The sequence below is a fragment of the Paenibacillus mesophilus genome (assembly GCF_005938385.1).
Lineage (GTDB): Bacteria > Bacillota > Bacilli > Paenibacillales > NBRC-103111 > Paenibacillus_AB > Paenibacillus_AB mesophilus.
This window is the reverse complement of sequence record NZ_VCRA01000006.1, coordinates 193,259-207,668: the sequence shown is the minus strand read 5'-3', so window position 1 is coordinate 207,668 and position 14,410 is coordinate 193,259. Positions and strand designations below refer to the sequence as shown.

Below are 14,410 nucleotides of genomic sequence, written 5' to 3'. Positions count from 1 at the left end.
AGTTTTGGATTTAAATTCCAACCGCTAAATCTTTGATAAATCAAGGACTTTAAAACAAGCTGTCTGAGTAAAAGAAGGTATCTTTTCACTTGGAACGGCGTGCTTTCGCTTCGCTTTCAGTTAATCGACAGTCTCAAATATGCAGTTATTTTCCAAGGGAGCGGCCAAGATCGACACTTTAAATGGAAAACATACAGCTAATTTCGACGGAAACATTGAAATTTCGGTGGAACCGAACAACCGTCGAATCCGATCATTCGAGATATATTGAATTTGCCGGGGAACCGGCGGCTAGCATCATAAGTGAAACGGAGAACGAACGACAATGTCACGACATCAAGCGTTGCTGGAGGAAGCGGAACGATTCATCCGAATGTGTTACGGGGAATTGGGCCGAAGCGAGGAGGAGACGGAACGGCGTCTCGTGGAAGTGAAGCGGACGATCGCGGAGCAAGGCCGGTACGAGCATACGGAGGACGAGCTGCGGCACGGCGCCCGGATCGCTTGGCGCAACAGCAACCGGTGCATCGGACGTCTGTTCTGGGAGACGCTGGAGGTGCGGGATGCCCGCAGCTTGGAGACGGAGGAGGAGATCGCCGGGGCGCTGGTCGACCATATCGCGTACGCCACGAACGGCGGCAAAATCCGCCCGGTACTTACCGTCTTCCGGCCTGCGGTCGATGCCGGGAGGCAGGTTCGCATCTTGAACAACCAGCTGATCCGTTATGCCGGCTACGAGACCGGGCGCGGCATTGTCGGCGATCCCGACTCGGTTGCCTTCACAAGCTTATGCACGCGGCTCGGCTGGCGCGGGGAAGGAACGGCTTTCGACGTGCTGCCGCTTGTCGTGCGGATCGGAGACCGTGCGCCGCGAATGTTCCCGATTCCCCGCGATATCGTCATGGAGGTGCCGCTGTCCCATCCGGAGCTGCCGGGCTTGGCGGATTTGCGGCTGCAATGGTACGCGGTGCCGATCGTATCCAACATGCGGCTCGAAATCGGAGGGCTCTCGTACACGGCGGCCCCGTTCAACGGCTGGTACATGGGTACGGAGATCGGGGCGAGAAATTTGGCGGACGAGCGCCGGTACGACATGCTGCCCCGGGTGGCGTCCCTGATGGGGCTCGATACGTCCCGGGAATCGTATCTATGGCGTGACAAGGCTCTAGTGGAGCTGAATGTGGCCGTTCTGCATTCCTACAAGGAGCATGGCGTCATGATCGTCGACCACCATACGGCCGCCCGGCAGTTTACGCGCTTCGAAGAGAGGGAGCAACGGAACGACCGCTCTATAACCGGGGATTGGACATGGCTCATTCCGCCGGTTTCGCCCGCGACGACGCCGATATTCCATAAGCACTATGAGGATCGTACCGTTACGCCGAATTTCTTCTACCAAGACCGGCCGCATGAAGCCTTCGAGAAGGCGGTGAACGAGCGGGAAATCGAATTAGCGGAAAGCATCGTTGTTCCGGGCTGTCCGTTCACGCCGCAATAAAAAGCAAAAAGCGGAACTGATCGTTCCGCCGGGTCGTTTCGGAGCGGGCCTCGAAGCCCGGCCCGCATGTATGGATTCAGGATTATACCTGCTCGGCCAGCAGCTCGGGCACGGTGACGAACGTGTAGCCTTCTTCCTTCAAATAGTCGATCATCTTCGGCAGCGCCTCGACCGTATTGTCGAGCTTGCCGTTTTTGCCGCCGAAGCAGTGCATGAGAATAATGCCGTCCGGCTTCGTCTGCTTCTTGACTTTCTCCAGCATCTCTTCCGGCGTAGTGCCGGCCCAGTCGCGCGTATCTACGGTCCATTGAACCAGATGCCGGTGCGCGGCCGCTGCCGCTTTCTTCACTTTGTCGTCGGCAGCCCCGTAGGGCGGGCGGAACAGATCGGTCCCGGTGCCGAGCGCCTTGTGAATCGCGTTGTCCGTCTTGCCGATTTGCTCCGCGACTTGCTCGGGCGTCCGCTTCGTCAAATCCGCATGGTCCCACGAATGATTGCCGATCGCGTGGCCTTCCGCCGTAATGCGCTTCAGCACGTCTCCGTATTTCGCCACCTGAATGCCTACGACGAAAAAAGTCGCTTTGACTTCGCGCTTCTTCAGCTCATCCAAAATAAGCGGCGTATACTTCTTGTCCGGGCCGTCGTCGAACGTGAGCGCGACTCGCTTTACTCCCTGCTTATGCGGCGCGGCGCCTTGTCCGTTGGAAGTTTTCTGCGAGGCGGACTTGACTGCATCGGCGTTGCCTTCCGGCTCCGGCTTGAGCACTGCCGTTTCCCCGGCAGGCGCTTTCTTGTCCGGAGCGGTCTCTTTGGCGGGGGTGGGGCTCTTCTCCGCCATCATAGCGGGAACTTCCGCCGCGGCGGACATGTCTTGCGCGTTAACCGTCAACTGGCGCTCGTCGGTGAGCATCGCCTTTTCACTCGAATAAATACCGAAGCCGAGCAGCATGACCGCAGTGACGACCGCCAATCGAAGCAGCTTCTTTCTCCCCATATGGTTCCTCTCCCCGCAACTCCATGGTGCCTATGAAATTCGTTTCGTTTCCATACTAATTAGACGCACGGTCGGCAATGAAAGTTTACTAGATTTCGAGATTATTCTACATGATTTCGCGGCGGAATTCGACGCTGTTTTTGGTTTCCGGTCCAGAAAAACGGTTCTGTCGGCATTTGTTTCCACGTGTCGGAAATGGTAAATTAAAACATGACTATTTCTAGAATCAAGAGGACTATTATGAAACCTATTGCGCGGAGAGCGGTTCTGATTTGCGGCGTCATGCTCGGCAGCTTCATGCTGATGACGGATAAAGCGGGCGCCGCTGATACGTACACGGCCAAGGTAGCCGCCGAAGTGTTGAACATTCGCGGCGAACCGGCCGCCCGGTCGGACATAGTCGGTTCTTTGAAGAAAGGCTCGATCGTTACCGTTTCCGACGAATCGTACGGTTGGGTCAAAATAAACTCGGGCAGCAAGACCGGCTGGGTAGCCGGACATTATTTAATCCAATCAAGCGGTTCCTCCAACCGGGATAATGACGCTAAGCCGGGAAATACCGCGGGAAGCGGAAAGCCGGTCAAGTCGGCCGCAGGGAAAACGGAACCGGGCAAAGCGGACGCCGCTCCCAAAGCAGCGGCCGACAAAGAGCCGTCCGGCAAAGAAGCAACCGTCCTGGCGGACAAGCTGTACATGCGCAGCGGTCCGGGAACGGACAGCAAAGCAACCGAAGTGTTGGCCAAAGGAACCCGGCTTACTGTGTTGAAGCAGCAGAACGGCTGGGTTCAAGTCCGGGTGTCCGGAGGCGGGACCGGCTGGGTGTCCGAACGTTATGTGGGCGAGACGGGCAGCGTCCAGATTGCGGGCAATTCGGCCAAGGGAGGACTGCGGGGAAAAGTGATCGTCATCGATCCCGGACACGGAGGCGGCGACCCGGGCGTAATCGGGCTTGCCCACAAGACGGTGGAGAAGTCGATCAACATGACGACCGCGCGGTATGTGGCGGAAGAGCTTCGCCGCGCAGGAGCACAGGTCGTCTTGACCCGCACGAACGACGACGAGCAGCCCGAACTGTCCGGCAGGGCTCAGACGAGCAACAAGCAGCGGGCGGACGCTTTCGTAAGCATTCATTACAACGCTTCTCCGAAAAAAGTATCCGGCACGCTGACCTACTATTACTCCGAAGCGAAGGACCGGCCGCTCGCCCGCAGCATCGAAGCGCGGCTCGCGAAAGGGCTCGGCTTGAAGAGCAACGGCATCTCGTTCGGCGATTACCACGTGCTGCGGGAAAACGACAGACCTTCCGTCCTGCTCGAGCTCGGCTTCTTGACCGATGCCCGGGACGAAGCGACCGTCCGCAAGGACGATTACCAGAGAAAAGCGGCGCAAGCGATCGCAGCCGGTCTCGGCGATTATTTCGCCGACTAAGTCTTCGTCCCCATAGCTCGCTCCATACAAAAAAATCGCCTCGGCACCTTGACGGAGCCGGGCGATTTTCCCGTTTTGGACGGTAAGCGCCCGACGAGTTTCAATGAAACGATTTCCAGAACCGGCCGTCCCTATCGATGATGTCGGAAAGCTCCGCGAAAGGGATCGTGAAGGTCGGGAAGCCGGCGGCATAAGGAGCGATTTCATAGGGCGGGAAGAGGATGTGCAAATCATGCTCGGTCACATAAAACAACGGGTTCGGACTGATTTGCTTGAAGCTGCCCGGGAATACATAAGAATATTGCGGGTCGGTCGCGATTTGCTTGCTGATGATGTCGCTTATGCGTTGGACATACGGGCTGCCCGGCTTGAACAAGTCTTTCAGCGCATACGTTTCGCCTAGTACGAGGTTGATATGGACATACTCCCGGGAAGGCATGCCGTGAGCGGCTCCGAACGGGAAGTTGTACCCCTCCAGTTCCAGCACGAGCAGATGATTGCGGTAAAAGGTTACGGCGAAGTCGCCCGTATAGCTGGCCTCCAATTGGGTGTCGGGGGGAACCGGCTTTACCGCCGACAGCTCTCTCAGCTTCCGGTTGACATTCCGTTCGGCTTCCGAGTCCGTCATTCCTTCCACCTGCGGGTAATAGACGAGATAATCTTTGTTGGGCTTGTATTTCAACTCCCGGACCCGGTAAGGCGGCGCAAGCGGAATGATCGTGCTCGGCTGCCAGACGAGTTTCCCCGTCAAGTCGTAATAGGACTGCCGCAAATCTATATTGGCGCTGATCAAATTGCCGATGAACGACATCGTTCCGCTGCCTTCCAGCTTAGGGAGGCTCGGGGCGGGGCGACCGTCCCGATCGATCCAGTACGTCGTCTTGCCGTCCGAGACCGAGGCATAGCCGCGGGCGTATTCGGAAATGCCTGTAAACTTGAACTCGGTCAGCAATCGTCCGCCGCTGTCCGCCAGTGCATAGACGGAGCCGATGTAAGGCCGGGTCGGATCGATCGCCTTGCCGACCGCGAACCGCCCTTCGCGTACCGGATTGATGTCGTTGTACTCGGGCTTGATGACGAAGTCGCCTTTCTTATCGATTAACCCATAACGGTTATTGTAATCCTCGGCCATGTTCACGACGGCTCTGCCGCCATCGAAAGGCAGAGCACCGCTATAGCGGGGAGTGATGACCACATTCCCCTTCTCGTCAATGTAGCCGTATTTCCCCGAGGCTTCCTTCTGAAAGGCCAGGAGACCGTCCCCCAAGGCGCCGACAAACGCGTAAGGATAAACGGCAATCGCCTTGCCGTTCGTGTCGATTAATGCGTATTCCCCTTCCTTCACTTTCACTACCGCTTTGCCGCCCGCAAATTCGCCCGCTTCCAGAAATCGGGCGGGGATCGCTTCTTTCCCTTGAAAGTCCAAATAGCCGTAAAGGCTTTGACCTTCGGCATGCGATGCGGAGAAGACGGCTCTTCCGTTCTTGTAGGTGCCGATATAGTCGTAAGCTTTCGGTGTAAGGATATGTCCCATATCGTCTATGACCCGGAAGCCTTGGCTGTCGATCACGGTAGCGAGACCTTCCGAGAACTCGGAAACCGAATCATAAATCGGCGGGACGACGAATCGCCCGGACGTGTCGATGACGCCCTGCTTGCTGCCCGACTCTACGACGGCGAGCCCGTTGTCCTGAAAGTTGAGCGCATACTTGAATTGCGGCGTTATAGCCATGCGTCCGCGTTCGTCGATGTAGCCCCACAGGTTGCCGTGGGCGGTCTTGACGACTACGGGGTAAAGGGTGATGGCGCGCATAAGCGGCCATGCGAAACGAGCCGCCTCGCGCGGCTGTCCGAATACGACGGTCACCGGCGCCCACCGGCTTTCGCCGAATACGGGTACAAGCCCATACGCGCGTCCGTGCCAGCGGCCGTCGCCGATCCATGGTGATCGTCCGGCTTCCGCGTAAAAACCGTTCGTCATGCTGGTCAAACTCCTTTGCGTTAGTGCGCGATGGCGCCATGGCCGCGGTTCGGATTGCCAACATCGCGGTCGATTGCTTCCGTCATCGTGCAATAGGTATTTGCCTACAGCATATGGGCGAACGGACGCTTTGGTGAACGGGTCGGAAAGGGAAAGCAGCCGCCTTGTTCTCCCTTCAAATCCATCACAAAAACACATAATTATCTCCAAGAAAGTTACGTAGAACCGGGCCGAACAATCCTTTATATTGTTAATAGTTTCGGAGGTTAAGGTGCCGGCTATATACAAAAAAAGATAGGGTGTGACCCGTAATGGAGCAGAACGCTAAGCTGCCCGACATCTTGGGGGAAGGAGGTCTGTTCGGTTTTTCAGGTATGGATGGCGAGACGAAGACCGCATCCGGGTTTATCGCCACATGGGGGAGCGGTTTCTCGCTGCTGTTTCATACGGCGAGACGACGTACGTTGAGCGTGGAGCTTGGTACTCAAGCCGAAGTGGTTTACGTAACGGGCGATGCCTGCAAAATCGCCACGCCTGCCGGAAATTTCACGGCAGCATATACGGCATGGCATACGATTGTGGGCTGCTTGCCGGAAGGGGCCGGACTGCAACTGCAATTCGAAGACGGGACGGACTGTGACGAGATGTCGGACGGCCTGCGGGTAACCCGGGATTCGAAGACAGGCGATTGCATCGTGCTGCGCTTGAGCGGCGAACGTTATGCCGTCTGCTACGGATCAACGATCGGTGAGGCCGCCGATCGCGCAGCGGAGGGCATCGGTATCGCGGCGATTTGGATTCGATATTGCGGCAGCGGCTGCGGACATTGGAGGAAGCCCCGGATCTGCCGGATGCAGGTCATCAGCGGCTGCTCGGCAAATGCCTCAGTGTAATGAAAGTAAACACGCTGTCGCCGGAAGGCGAATTGAAGCAAATGTGGTCTACGCCGGATCGGGTACCCCATAAACATATGTGGCTGTGGGATACGGTATTTCATTCGCTCGCCATGAATGACGTGTCCCCCGATATTTCGTGGCAGTGCTTGAAGACGATGCTCGATACGCAGAAGGAAGACGGCATGATTGTCCACATGATCACCGTCGAAGGCCGTCTCAGCCGCATAACGCAGCCGCCTGTGCTGGCTTGGGGAGTATGGGAGAACTACAGGAAGCGGGAAGCACCCGATAAGCTTGCTTATGCGCTGCCGATATTGGAGAAGTATCTGGAGTGGGATTTGAACAACAGGGACGTTAACGGCAACGGGCTGCCGGAATGGCATATCGAAGGCAACGTCAACTGCCGCTCGGGGGAGTCGGGAATGGACAATTCCAGCCGCTTCGACGAGGCTTTGACGCTGGATGCCGTCGATTTCTCTACTTTTCTTGCACAGGAAATGGGCTATGTGGCGCTAATCGCTTTGGAGCTGGGCTTGCACGATAAAGCGGCCTCATGGTCCGAACGGGCGCGCGAGCTGAGCGGACGGATCGTCTCGGAGCTTTGGGATGAGCGGGACGGTTTTTTCTACGATAAGCATATGGATGGAACGTTCTCGAGAGTAAAGGCGGTCAGCGGCTTCCTGCCCTTGCTGCTGAAAGAGCTGCCTGCAGCGCAGACGGAACGGCTGACGGTCATGCTGCGCGATCCGGAGCATTTCGGTACGGCTTACCCGGTGCCGAGCCTGGCTGTTTCCGAGCCGAAGTGGGGTACGGATATGTGGAGGGGGCCGACGTGGATCAATCTCAATTATTTGATTATTAAGGGACTGCGGCTTCACGGGCGGGAAGAGGAAGCCGACCGACTGACGGACCAAAGCATCGAGCTGGTTGACAAGTATTACAGACAGTATGGGGTTACCTTCGAATACTACGATTCCAAAGATGAACGCCCGCCGGTCGCTTGCGATCGCAAAGGTCCGGTCGGCGAACGGTACGATATTCGCGTCAAAGTCGATTCCATTCGGGATTATCATTGGACGGCGGCGTTGACCGCATGTTTGCTGCGGCAAAAGTACGGAATTTGAGCATCATATTTGGCCTGCTGCGGCGGAATCTTCGTATGAAGTCTGGAAAAAGAAGAAACTCTTGATTAGTATAGAAGAAGAACAGTAATCGAGAACATCTTCTCAGGAGGACATCCTATGAATTCCCGCAACTCCCGCAAGCGCGGGTTATGGCTTATCCTGCCGGTTTCGCTCGCGGCGTGCCTTGCCGTGCTCGTCTATGAGCAGCGTCCGGCGCAGGCGCCTTCGCCCGATACCGTGATCGAATCGCTGCCGGTGAAGAAGCCCGCTCCGGAGGCGGTCGAGTTCCGGATGACCGATTTCGAGAATGGCTGGCTGCGCTATTCGGACGGGAAAACGAAGGTTACGAACGATGGAGGCGCGGTTTGGCGGGATGAGGCATCGGATCTGCCGGTTCAGACTTTATCGGGCGGCGGAGCCGGAGGCGCGGCGCCGGTTCGCGGGGAATGGAGCTTGGCGCCTGCCGAGGAGCCGAAGCCGGCGACGATTCTTTACGAAGCGAAGTCGTACCCGGTGAAGCAATCGCAGTTTCTGACCGACCGGATCGGCTGGGCGCTGCTCGACAGCGGCTCGGGGCTCGCGCTGCCGCTGCTCGTGACGACCGACGGCGGGGAGACGTGGCGCGGAGAAGTGACGGCCGACGTCAGGGAAGCGGTGCAAGCGGAGAAGAAGCGCGAAGCGCAAGCCGCGCAGGAAGCCGCGCTGTACGAGACGCCCGAGCAGGCGAGGCTCGCGATACGCTCGAAGTGGACGCTGCTGCCGGATCAGGCGTTTGTCGGAGACATCGTTCTCGTTCGGCACGACAAGCCGGGAGAAGTGAGCTGGCAAGGGAAAACGTACAAGCTGCAGCCGTTCGGCTCCGGTTATTACACGTATCTTCCGATATCGATGCAGGTGAAGCCGGGCGAGTATCCGATCGGAGGGCTGACGCTTACGGTCAAGGACAAGAAGTTCCAGACGCAATATTTGCAAGTGTCCCAGCAGATGGAGAGCATGCGACAGGATACCGACCGCATTCAGGCCGACCAGAAAAAAATCGATGCGGCGCGCAGTAAGTCGGAGCCGGAGTTTCTGTTCTCGTCCGCGTTCATACAACCGATTCAGGGCATTTTGACCACTCCGTACGGGTATACCCGGTACGTCAACGGCAAATGGGACAGTTCCCATACGGCTCTCGATTTGGCCGCGAAGGAAGGGACACCGATCAAGGCGACGAACGACGGCATCGTAGCTTTGGCGGACAGCCTGTACTTGACCGGCAACGCGATCTATCTCGATCACGGCATGGGGCTGTTCTCGCAGTATGCGCATTTGTCCGAGCTGCGGGTGAAGACGGGGGACCGGGTGAAGAAGGGCGACATTATCGGACTTGTCGGCACGACCGGATTCTCGACCGGACCCCATCTGCACTTTACGTTCTGGGCGCACAACGTTCCGACGAATCCGAACCTGTTCTTCGATACGATGCCGTTCCGCTGGGTGCGGCAAGCGAAATAGGACGGCTCCGGCCGTCCCTTATATTTTGGTTTTAATCGTTTCATCGGTTGCGGCGGGGTAAGAACCTATGGTAGAATCAACGTAATTTCAGGAACGGAGGGTTACGTGTGATAGACTTTATCCGAGTCAGGACTTTGCGCGGCTAATTGAATAGTGCCAAAGGCTCTCTGCCTGTGTGCGGAGGACTCAGGAGTTGATGCGTACGGATTCGTACCTCGCAGCTGCTCCCAAGGATTGGTCTGTCCTTTTTGAAGGTAACCCGAATCGGATTTATTTGTTGTTCGCCTTTAAAAAGATACAAGTTCATATCGGATGATGGCGGCGGATGCCGCTGAACGGGTTGCGACGGGAAGCCGTCGTTCTATCCGTGCAGCGGGCGATTCGCGCCCTCTTTCCCCTATGGAAGACCAACGCGATCCGGCAAGCGTGATCTTAAGCTGCCTTGCGGATGTTTCTTGCGTCCTCTTAACCGATAAGGCGCGATCAAAAAATGTTGGTCTTTTGATCGCGCCTAACACAGGCAACGGCCAAGTCGTCTGTGTTTTTTTGTTTTTTCACTAAGGAGGATGATGAATATATGATGGAACAAAAAGCGATAACAGTGGGCGTCAACCTGAACAACCAGCCCGATTTCAACGAATCGATGGAGGAACTGCGCAATTTGGCGGCGGCATGCGACGTGCTGGTCGTGGGTGAATTAACCCAGAAGGCAAGCCGGGTGAACGTATCCCATTACATCGGAACCGGTAAAATCGAGGAATTGAAAGCATTGCTTGCGCAGCATGAAGCGAACATCGCCATATTCAACGATGAGTTGTCCCCGTCGCAAATTCGCAACCTGGAGTCGTCCTTGCAGTGCAAGGTGATCGACCGGACGATCCTCATTCTGGATATTTTCGCCGAACGGGCCCGGACCCGGGAAGCCCAGCTTCAGGTGGAGATTGCCGAGCTGCAGTATATGCTCCCTCGCTTGATCGGGCTTCGCGAGTCGCTCGGCCGGCAGAGCGGCGGGGTAGGGACGAAGAATAAAGGAGCCGGCGAGAAGAAGCTGGAGCTGGACCGCCGCAGAATCGAGGAAAAAATAACGGCACTGAATAAAGAGCTGGAGACGCTAGTATCCGGGCGTCAAATCCAACGGAAGCAGCGCCACAAAAATAAAATTCCGGTCGTCGGTCTGGTCGGGTACACGAACGCCGGCAAGTCGAGTATGATGAATGCGCTGATGGAGACGTACCATCCGACCTCTCACAAGCAAGTGTTGGCCAAAGATATGCTGTTCGCCACGCTCGAAACGTCGGTCCGAAGCATTCGGCTGCCGGACAACAAATCGTTTCTGCTGACCGATACGGTAGGGTTCGTCCGGAATTTGCCCCACCATCTGATCAAGGCGTTCCGGTCCACGTTGGAGGAGGTTGCAGAGTCCGATCTGCTCGTACATGTAGTAGACTATTCGAATCCGGAATACGAGCAGCTGATCGCCGTGACGAACCAAACGTTAAAGGAGCTGGGGGCAGACCATATTCCCGTCGTCTACGCCTACAATAAGGCGGAGCTGACCGGCAGCGAATGGCCCGAGAACGAGCAGGATATCGTCTATGTATCCGCCCGGCAAAAAATCGGGATCGACGAGCTGGTCGCGAGAATACGGGACCGCATCTTTGACGACTATATCCAATGCGAGCTGTTGATTCCTTTCGAGCAGGGTCGGCTCATCTCCTATTTCAACGAGAACGCGCATATTATGTCCACCAGCTATGAGGAGAACGGCACGAAGCTGTCGCTGGAATGCAAGCGCGCCGACTATGAGAAGTATAAGCACGACGTTATTCTGTTATAGGCGTGAAGTGAGAGGAGATCAAGATGATCCGGCAGGGATGATCCTCGGTATCTCGCAGACAGATCCGGATGCCAAGTAAAGCAAGTAGTGCGGCGGAATGAGATCGGCATATTGTGGAAAGCTAAGAAGGCCCGGGCATTCTCATGCCTGAGCCTTCTTTTGTTAAACGTTATACAATTTATTGTATACCAAGAAAACTTCCGGTGTTCGGGGTCCCCGAAAAGTACCCGGCGTAATCTTCGAAGGATAGCTTCACCTTTTGGGGTAAGAGTATACTACGGCAGCGGTCGTGCGGGCTTGGTAAGCTGTTCGAGAGCAGCCAAATAAGCGTAGGCTTCCTCGTCGGATTGCCCACACATTTCTTCCGTGGGCCGCAGGCTGCCGCATACGGCGGGGCGTTCGGGCTTGCCGAACAGGCTGCACTTGTTGTTGGTCGTAAGCTGTACGCAGCGGACGCCGGCCGGCTTCCCTTCCGGCATTCCGGGAATCGGCGACGAGATTGAGACGACGATGCAGCATGCCGCACACCCGATGCGGCAATTCATGTCAGGAACATCTCGGCTACTTCGCGCCAATTGTTGACGCGCGGGTAGCGGGTTTCCTCGACGTTGTGGCTTGCGGTGAACAGGATGCCCTGTCCCGGGAAGCGGTCGAACTGGTACGCGTGGTCGTCGATCAAATAGTCCGCATTAATAATGCTTTTGTCTCCGCAGAAGACGATGTGAGAGCTTGGAATGAAATCGAAATGCTCCTTGAGCCATTCATACTTGGCGGCGAACGACGCAGGAACTTCCATGGCGGCCGAGGCGATAAAGATTTCATATCGGGATTGCAGCTCGCGGATCACTTCCTGGCTGTCGGGCAGCACTTTCAAATCCCGCAAAAACAAAGGATCGTCGAAGTACTTGGACACTTCGCCGCCGCATTTGGCTACATGCCGCAGCTTCTTGCCATGCAAATGATCGAGCGTGATCGTATCGCCGTAGTCCCGGTTGTAGCATTCCAGCATTTTGCCGAGCGTGTCCGCCATAACCTCGTCCATATCGATCGCGATTCGCTGCTTCGTTCGTTCCATCGGACATGCTCCTATCGTCTTGTTTTCTTCTATGCTAGCGGGAAACGAGGCATAGGTCAACCGACTCCCTATACGATGCGTCCGGTTTATGATAGTGCGGTACTCACTCTGGTGCAACTTTCGCCGGACTTTTCCCGTCTGGAATAAGGAATGCCTTACAGCTCTATGAACGAAGGAGGAATCGTATGAAAACGTTAGCGGCTGCCATTGTGCTGCTCGGGAGCTTGCTCATGGTTCAAGGCTGCGGAGACGGCGGCGGAAACGGCAAAGATCAAGGAGTGTCCATAAGGGGTGCTGTTATAGCGGTAGGCGATTACCAGGAGGGGGAAGGCAGGCTGATCCTCGTGGAAGGAACCAAGAAAAGCGACACCCAGTACGACAAAGCGAGCGTGAGAGTTCCGAAAGGCGCGAAAATGTACGCGATGGCGGACGGGAAGAAGAAAAAGGCGTCCGTAAGCGACTTGAAATCCGGCCAGCGGGTGGAGATCGTATTCACGGGACCGGTCCAGGAGTCTTATCCGGTACAGGCGGAAGCGAAGGAAGTCGTAATTCTGGATGGCGGCGCCGGCGCTCCGTCCAAGTAATATCCGATGTCCGCAGGAACGGCTGTTTCGGGGGAGCTTCCTCCGGGACGGCTTTTTTTGTATTGACAAACAAGTTCATATATGTCATTATGATATTATCAAAATGACATATATGAAGGAGGCGCCATGGAAAACGAACCGAACGAAATCGAGAACGCGTCCAATTACTCGGCGGCCAAATACCGGACGCCCGATGGGGCGCCCAGCGATATAGTCATCTTCACGATTACCACCCGCGAGAGGGCGGCCGGCAAGAAGGCTTTGCCCGAGCGCGAGCTCCAGGTGCTGCTGATCAAGCGGAAAAACTGGCCGTTCGAAGGACAGTGGGCGCTGCCCGGCGGTTTTTGCGGCGAGGAGGAGAGCATGTACGACTGCGCGAGACGGGAGCTGATGGAGGAAACCGGGGTGGCGGACGTTCACCTCGAATATTTCAACGTATACAGCGAGCCGGGGCGCGATCCGCGGGGATGGATCATCTCCCACGCTTTCTTCGCTCTCGTGCATGAGCGGTATTTGGCTGACCGGGAGGCTCGGGATGACGCGGCCGACGTGCGGTTGTTCCCGATAAGGGAGGCGTTGGAGCAGAAGCTTGCGTTCGATCATAGCCGTATCCTGCGCGATGCACTGGACAAAATTCGCGAGAGCATGATGACGACGACGATCGCGAAGCAGTTTCTGCCCGACGAGTTTACGCTCGGCGAGCTGTATCAGGTGATAAGGACGGTAGTGCCGGACTTCGAGGAGCAGAACTTTATACGCAAAATTACGTCCACCCGCAGCAGGCAAGGCATTCTGGAGGAGGCAGCGGACGAAAGGGGCGAGCGGAAAATGTCGAACCGCTACTCCCAGCGGTCGGCCCAGCTGTACCGGTTTACGGATTATGTGCCCAAGCTGTCGATATACGGCTAAACGATTGGGGAGGTTATAACGATGAAAGCATTGATCGTAATCGATTATACCGTCGATTTTGTAGTCGGGAAGCTGCCATGCGGACAGCCGGCGATCGACATCGAGACGCGCATCGCCGAGCTGACGGAATCGTTCGCGGCACAGGGAGATTGGGTCGTCATGGCCGTCGATCTGCATGAGGAGAACGATGCGCACCACCCGGAGTACGGCCTGTTCCCTCCGCACAACATACGCGGAACGGACGGACGGAGCTTGTACGGCAAGCTGGATGAAGCTTACCGGCGGGAGCGGGAGCGGATTTACTGGATGGATAAGACCCGGTACAGCGCCTTCTGCGGAACCGATCTGGAGCTGCGGCTCAGGGAGCGGGGAATCGGCGAGGTGCACCTGGTCGGAGTCTGCACCGACATTTGCGTGCTGCATACGGCGGTGGACGCTTATAACAAAGGATTCCGGATCGCCTTGCATACGGATGCGGTGGCGACGTTCAATCCTCCCGGACATGATTGGGCGTTGGGACATTTCCAAAACTCGCTTGGCGCCCAGCTGTTGAGCGGAGGGCAACCGGTACGCGTTTGAAGAAAGGA

At 56.5% G+C, this 14,410-nt stretch carries 13 protein-coding genes; 9 read left to right on the top strand and 4 right to left on the bottom strand.

Annotation, left to right across the window (positions count from 1 at the left end):
* Positions 1 to 325: 325 nt before the first annotated feature.
* Entirely contained in the window at positions 326 to 1,498 is a 1,173-nt protein-coding gene (locus FE783_RS13455) for a nitric oxide synthase oxygenase (RefSeq protein WP_138879881.1), read from the top strand.
* Between the two features lie 82 nt (positions 1,499 to 1,580).
* Here the strand turns inward: FE783_RS13455 and FE783_RS13450 are convergent, their stop codons facing one another.
* Complete coding sequence (locus FE783_RS13450; protein WP_138879880.1) at positions 1,581 to 2,492, bottom strand: polysaccharide deacetylase family protein; 912 nt, start codon at positions 2,490 to 2,492, stop codon at positions 1,581 to 1,583.
* Between the two features lie 240 nt (positions 2,493 to 2,732).
* Here FE783_RS13450 and FE783_RS13445 point away from each other — a divergent pair, with 240 nt between their 5' ends.
* On the top strand, positions 2,733 to 3,920 hold the full coding sequence (locus tag FE783_RS13445; RefSeq protein ID WP_138879879.1) for an N-acetylmuramoyl-L-alanine amidase family protein: 1,188 nt from the start codon (positions 2,733 to 2,735) through the stop codon (positions 3,918 to 3,920).
* A 100-nt stretch (positions 3,921 to 4,020) separates the two neighbouring features.
* Here the strand turns inward: FE783_RS13445 and FE783_RS13440 are convergent, their stop codons facing one another.
* Entirely contained in the window at positions 4,021 to 5,901 is a 1,881-nt protein-coding gene (locus FE783_RS13440; protein WP_238403050.1) for a WG repeat-containing protein, read from the bottom strand.
* 311 nt (positions 5,902 to 6,212) lie between these two features.
* Between FE783_RS13440 and FE783_RS13435 the strand changes: the two genes are divergently transcribed.
* The 4 genes from FE783_RS13435 (at position 6,213) to hflX (ending at position 11,255) form a co-directional block, all read left to right on the top strand.
* Positions 6,213 to 6,794, top strand: coding sequence for a hypothetical protein (locus FE783_RS13435; protein WP_138879878.1), 582 nt, complete (start codon positions 6,213 to 6,215; stop codon positions 6,792 to 6,794).
* Positions 6,695 to 7,921, top strand: a complete 1,227-nt coding sequence (locus FE783_RS13430) for an amylo-alpha-1,6-glucosidase (RefSeq protein WP_158301783.1) — start codon at positions 6,695 to 6,697, stop codon at positions 7,919 to 7,921. Before FE783_RS13435 ends, FE783_RS13430 begins: the two co-directional genes overlap by 100 nt.
* Positions 7,922 to 8,038: 117 nt before the next feature.
* On the top strand, positions 8,039 to 9,418 hold the full coding sequence (locus tag FE783_RS13425; RefSeq protein WP_138879876.1) for a M23 family metallopeptidase: 1,380 nt from the start codon (positions 8,039 to 8,041) through the stop codon (positions 9,416 to 9,418).
* A 577-nt stretch (positions 9,419 to 9,995) separates the two neighbouring features.
* The gene (hflX, locus tag FE783_RS13420; protein ID WP_420799737.1) at positions 9,996 to 11,255 is read left to right on the top strand and encodes a GTPase HflX; all 1,260 of its coding nucleotides are present in this window, start codon (positions 9,996 to 9,998) and stop codon (positions 11,253 to 11,255) included.
* Positions 11,256 to 11,530: 275 nt separating this feature from the next.
* On the opposite strand, the gene FE783_RS13415 is transcribed toward hflX, so the two are convergent.
* On the bottom strand, positions 11,531 to 11,800 hold the full coding sequence (locus tag FE783_RS13415) for a YkgJ family cysteine cluster protein (RefSeq protein WP_138879875.1): 270 nt from the start codon (positions 11,798 to 11,800) through the stop codon (positions 11,531 to 11,533).
* Complete coding sequence (locus tag FE783_RS13410; RefSeq protein WP_138879874.1) at positions 11,797 to 12,330, bottom strand: 5' nucleotidase, NT5C type; 534 nt, start codon at positions 12,328 to 12,330, stop codon at positions 11,797 to 11,799. The genes FE783_RS13415 and FE783_RS13410 overlap by 4 nt, the downstream gene beginning before the upstream one ends.
* A gap of 185 nt (positions 12,331 to 12,515) precedes the next feature.
* On the opposite strand from FE783_RS13410, the gene FE783_RS13405 reads away from it, so the two are divergent.
* The 3 genes from FE783_RS13405 to FE783_RS13395 all read left to right on the top strand — a co-directional run bounded on the left by FE783_RS13405 (position 12,516) and on the right by FE783_RS13395 (position 14,402).
* Positions 12,516 to 12,914, top strand: a complete 399-nt coding sequence (locus FE783_RS13405; protein ID WP_138879873.1) for a DUF3221 domain-containing protein — start codon at positions 12,516 to 12,518, stop codon at positions 12,912 to 12,914.
* A gap of 126 nt (positions 12,915 to 13,040) precedes the next feature.
* Positions 13,041 to 13,823, top strand: coding sequence for an NUDIX domain-containing protein (locus tag FE783_RS13400; protein WP_138879872.1), 783 nt, complete (start codon positions 13,041 to 13,043; stop codon positions 13,821 to 13,823).
* Between the two features lie 21 nt (positions 13,824 to 13,844).
* On the top strand, positions 13,845 to 14,402 hold the full coding sequence (locus FE783_RS13395; protein ID WP_138879871.1) for a cysteine hydrolase family protein: 558 nt from the start codon (positions 13,845 to 13,847) through the stop codon (positions 14,400 to 14,402).
* Positions 14,403 to 14,410: the final 8 nt, after the last annotated feature.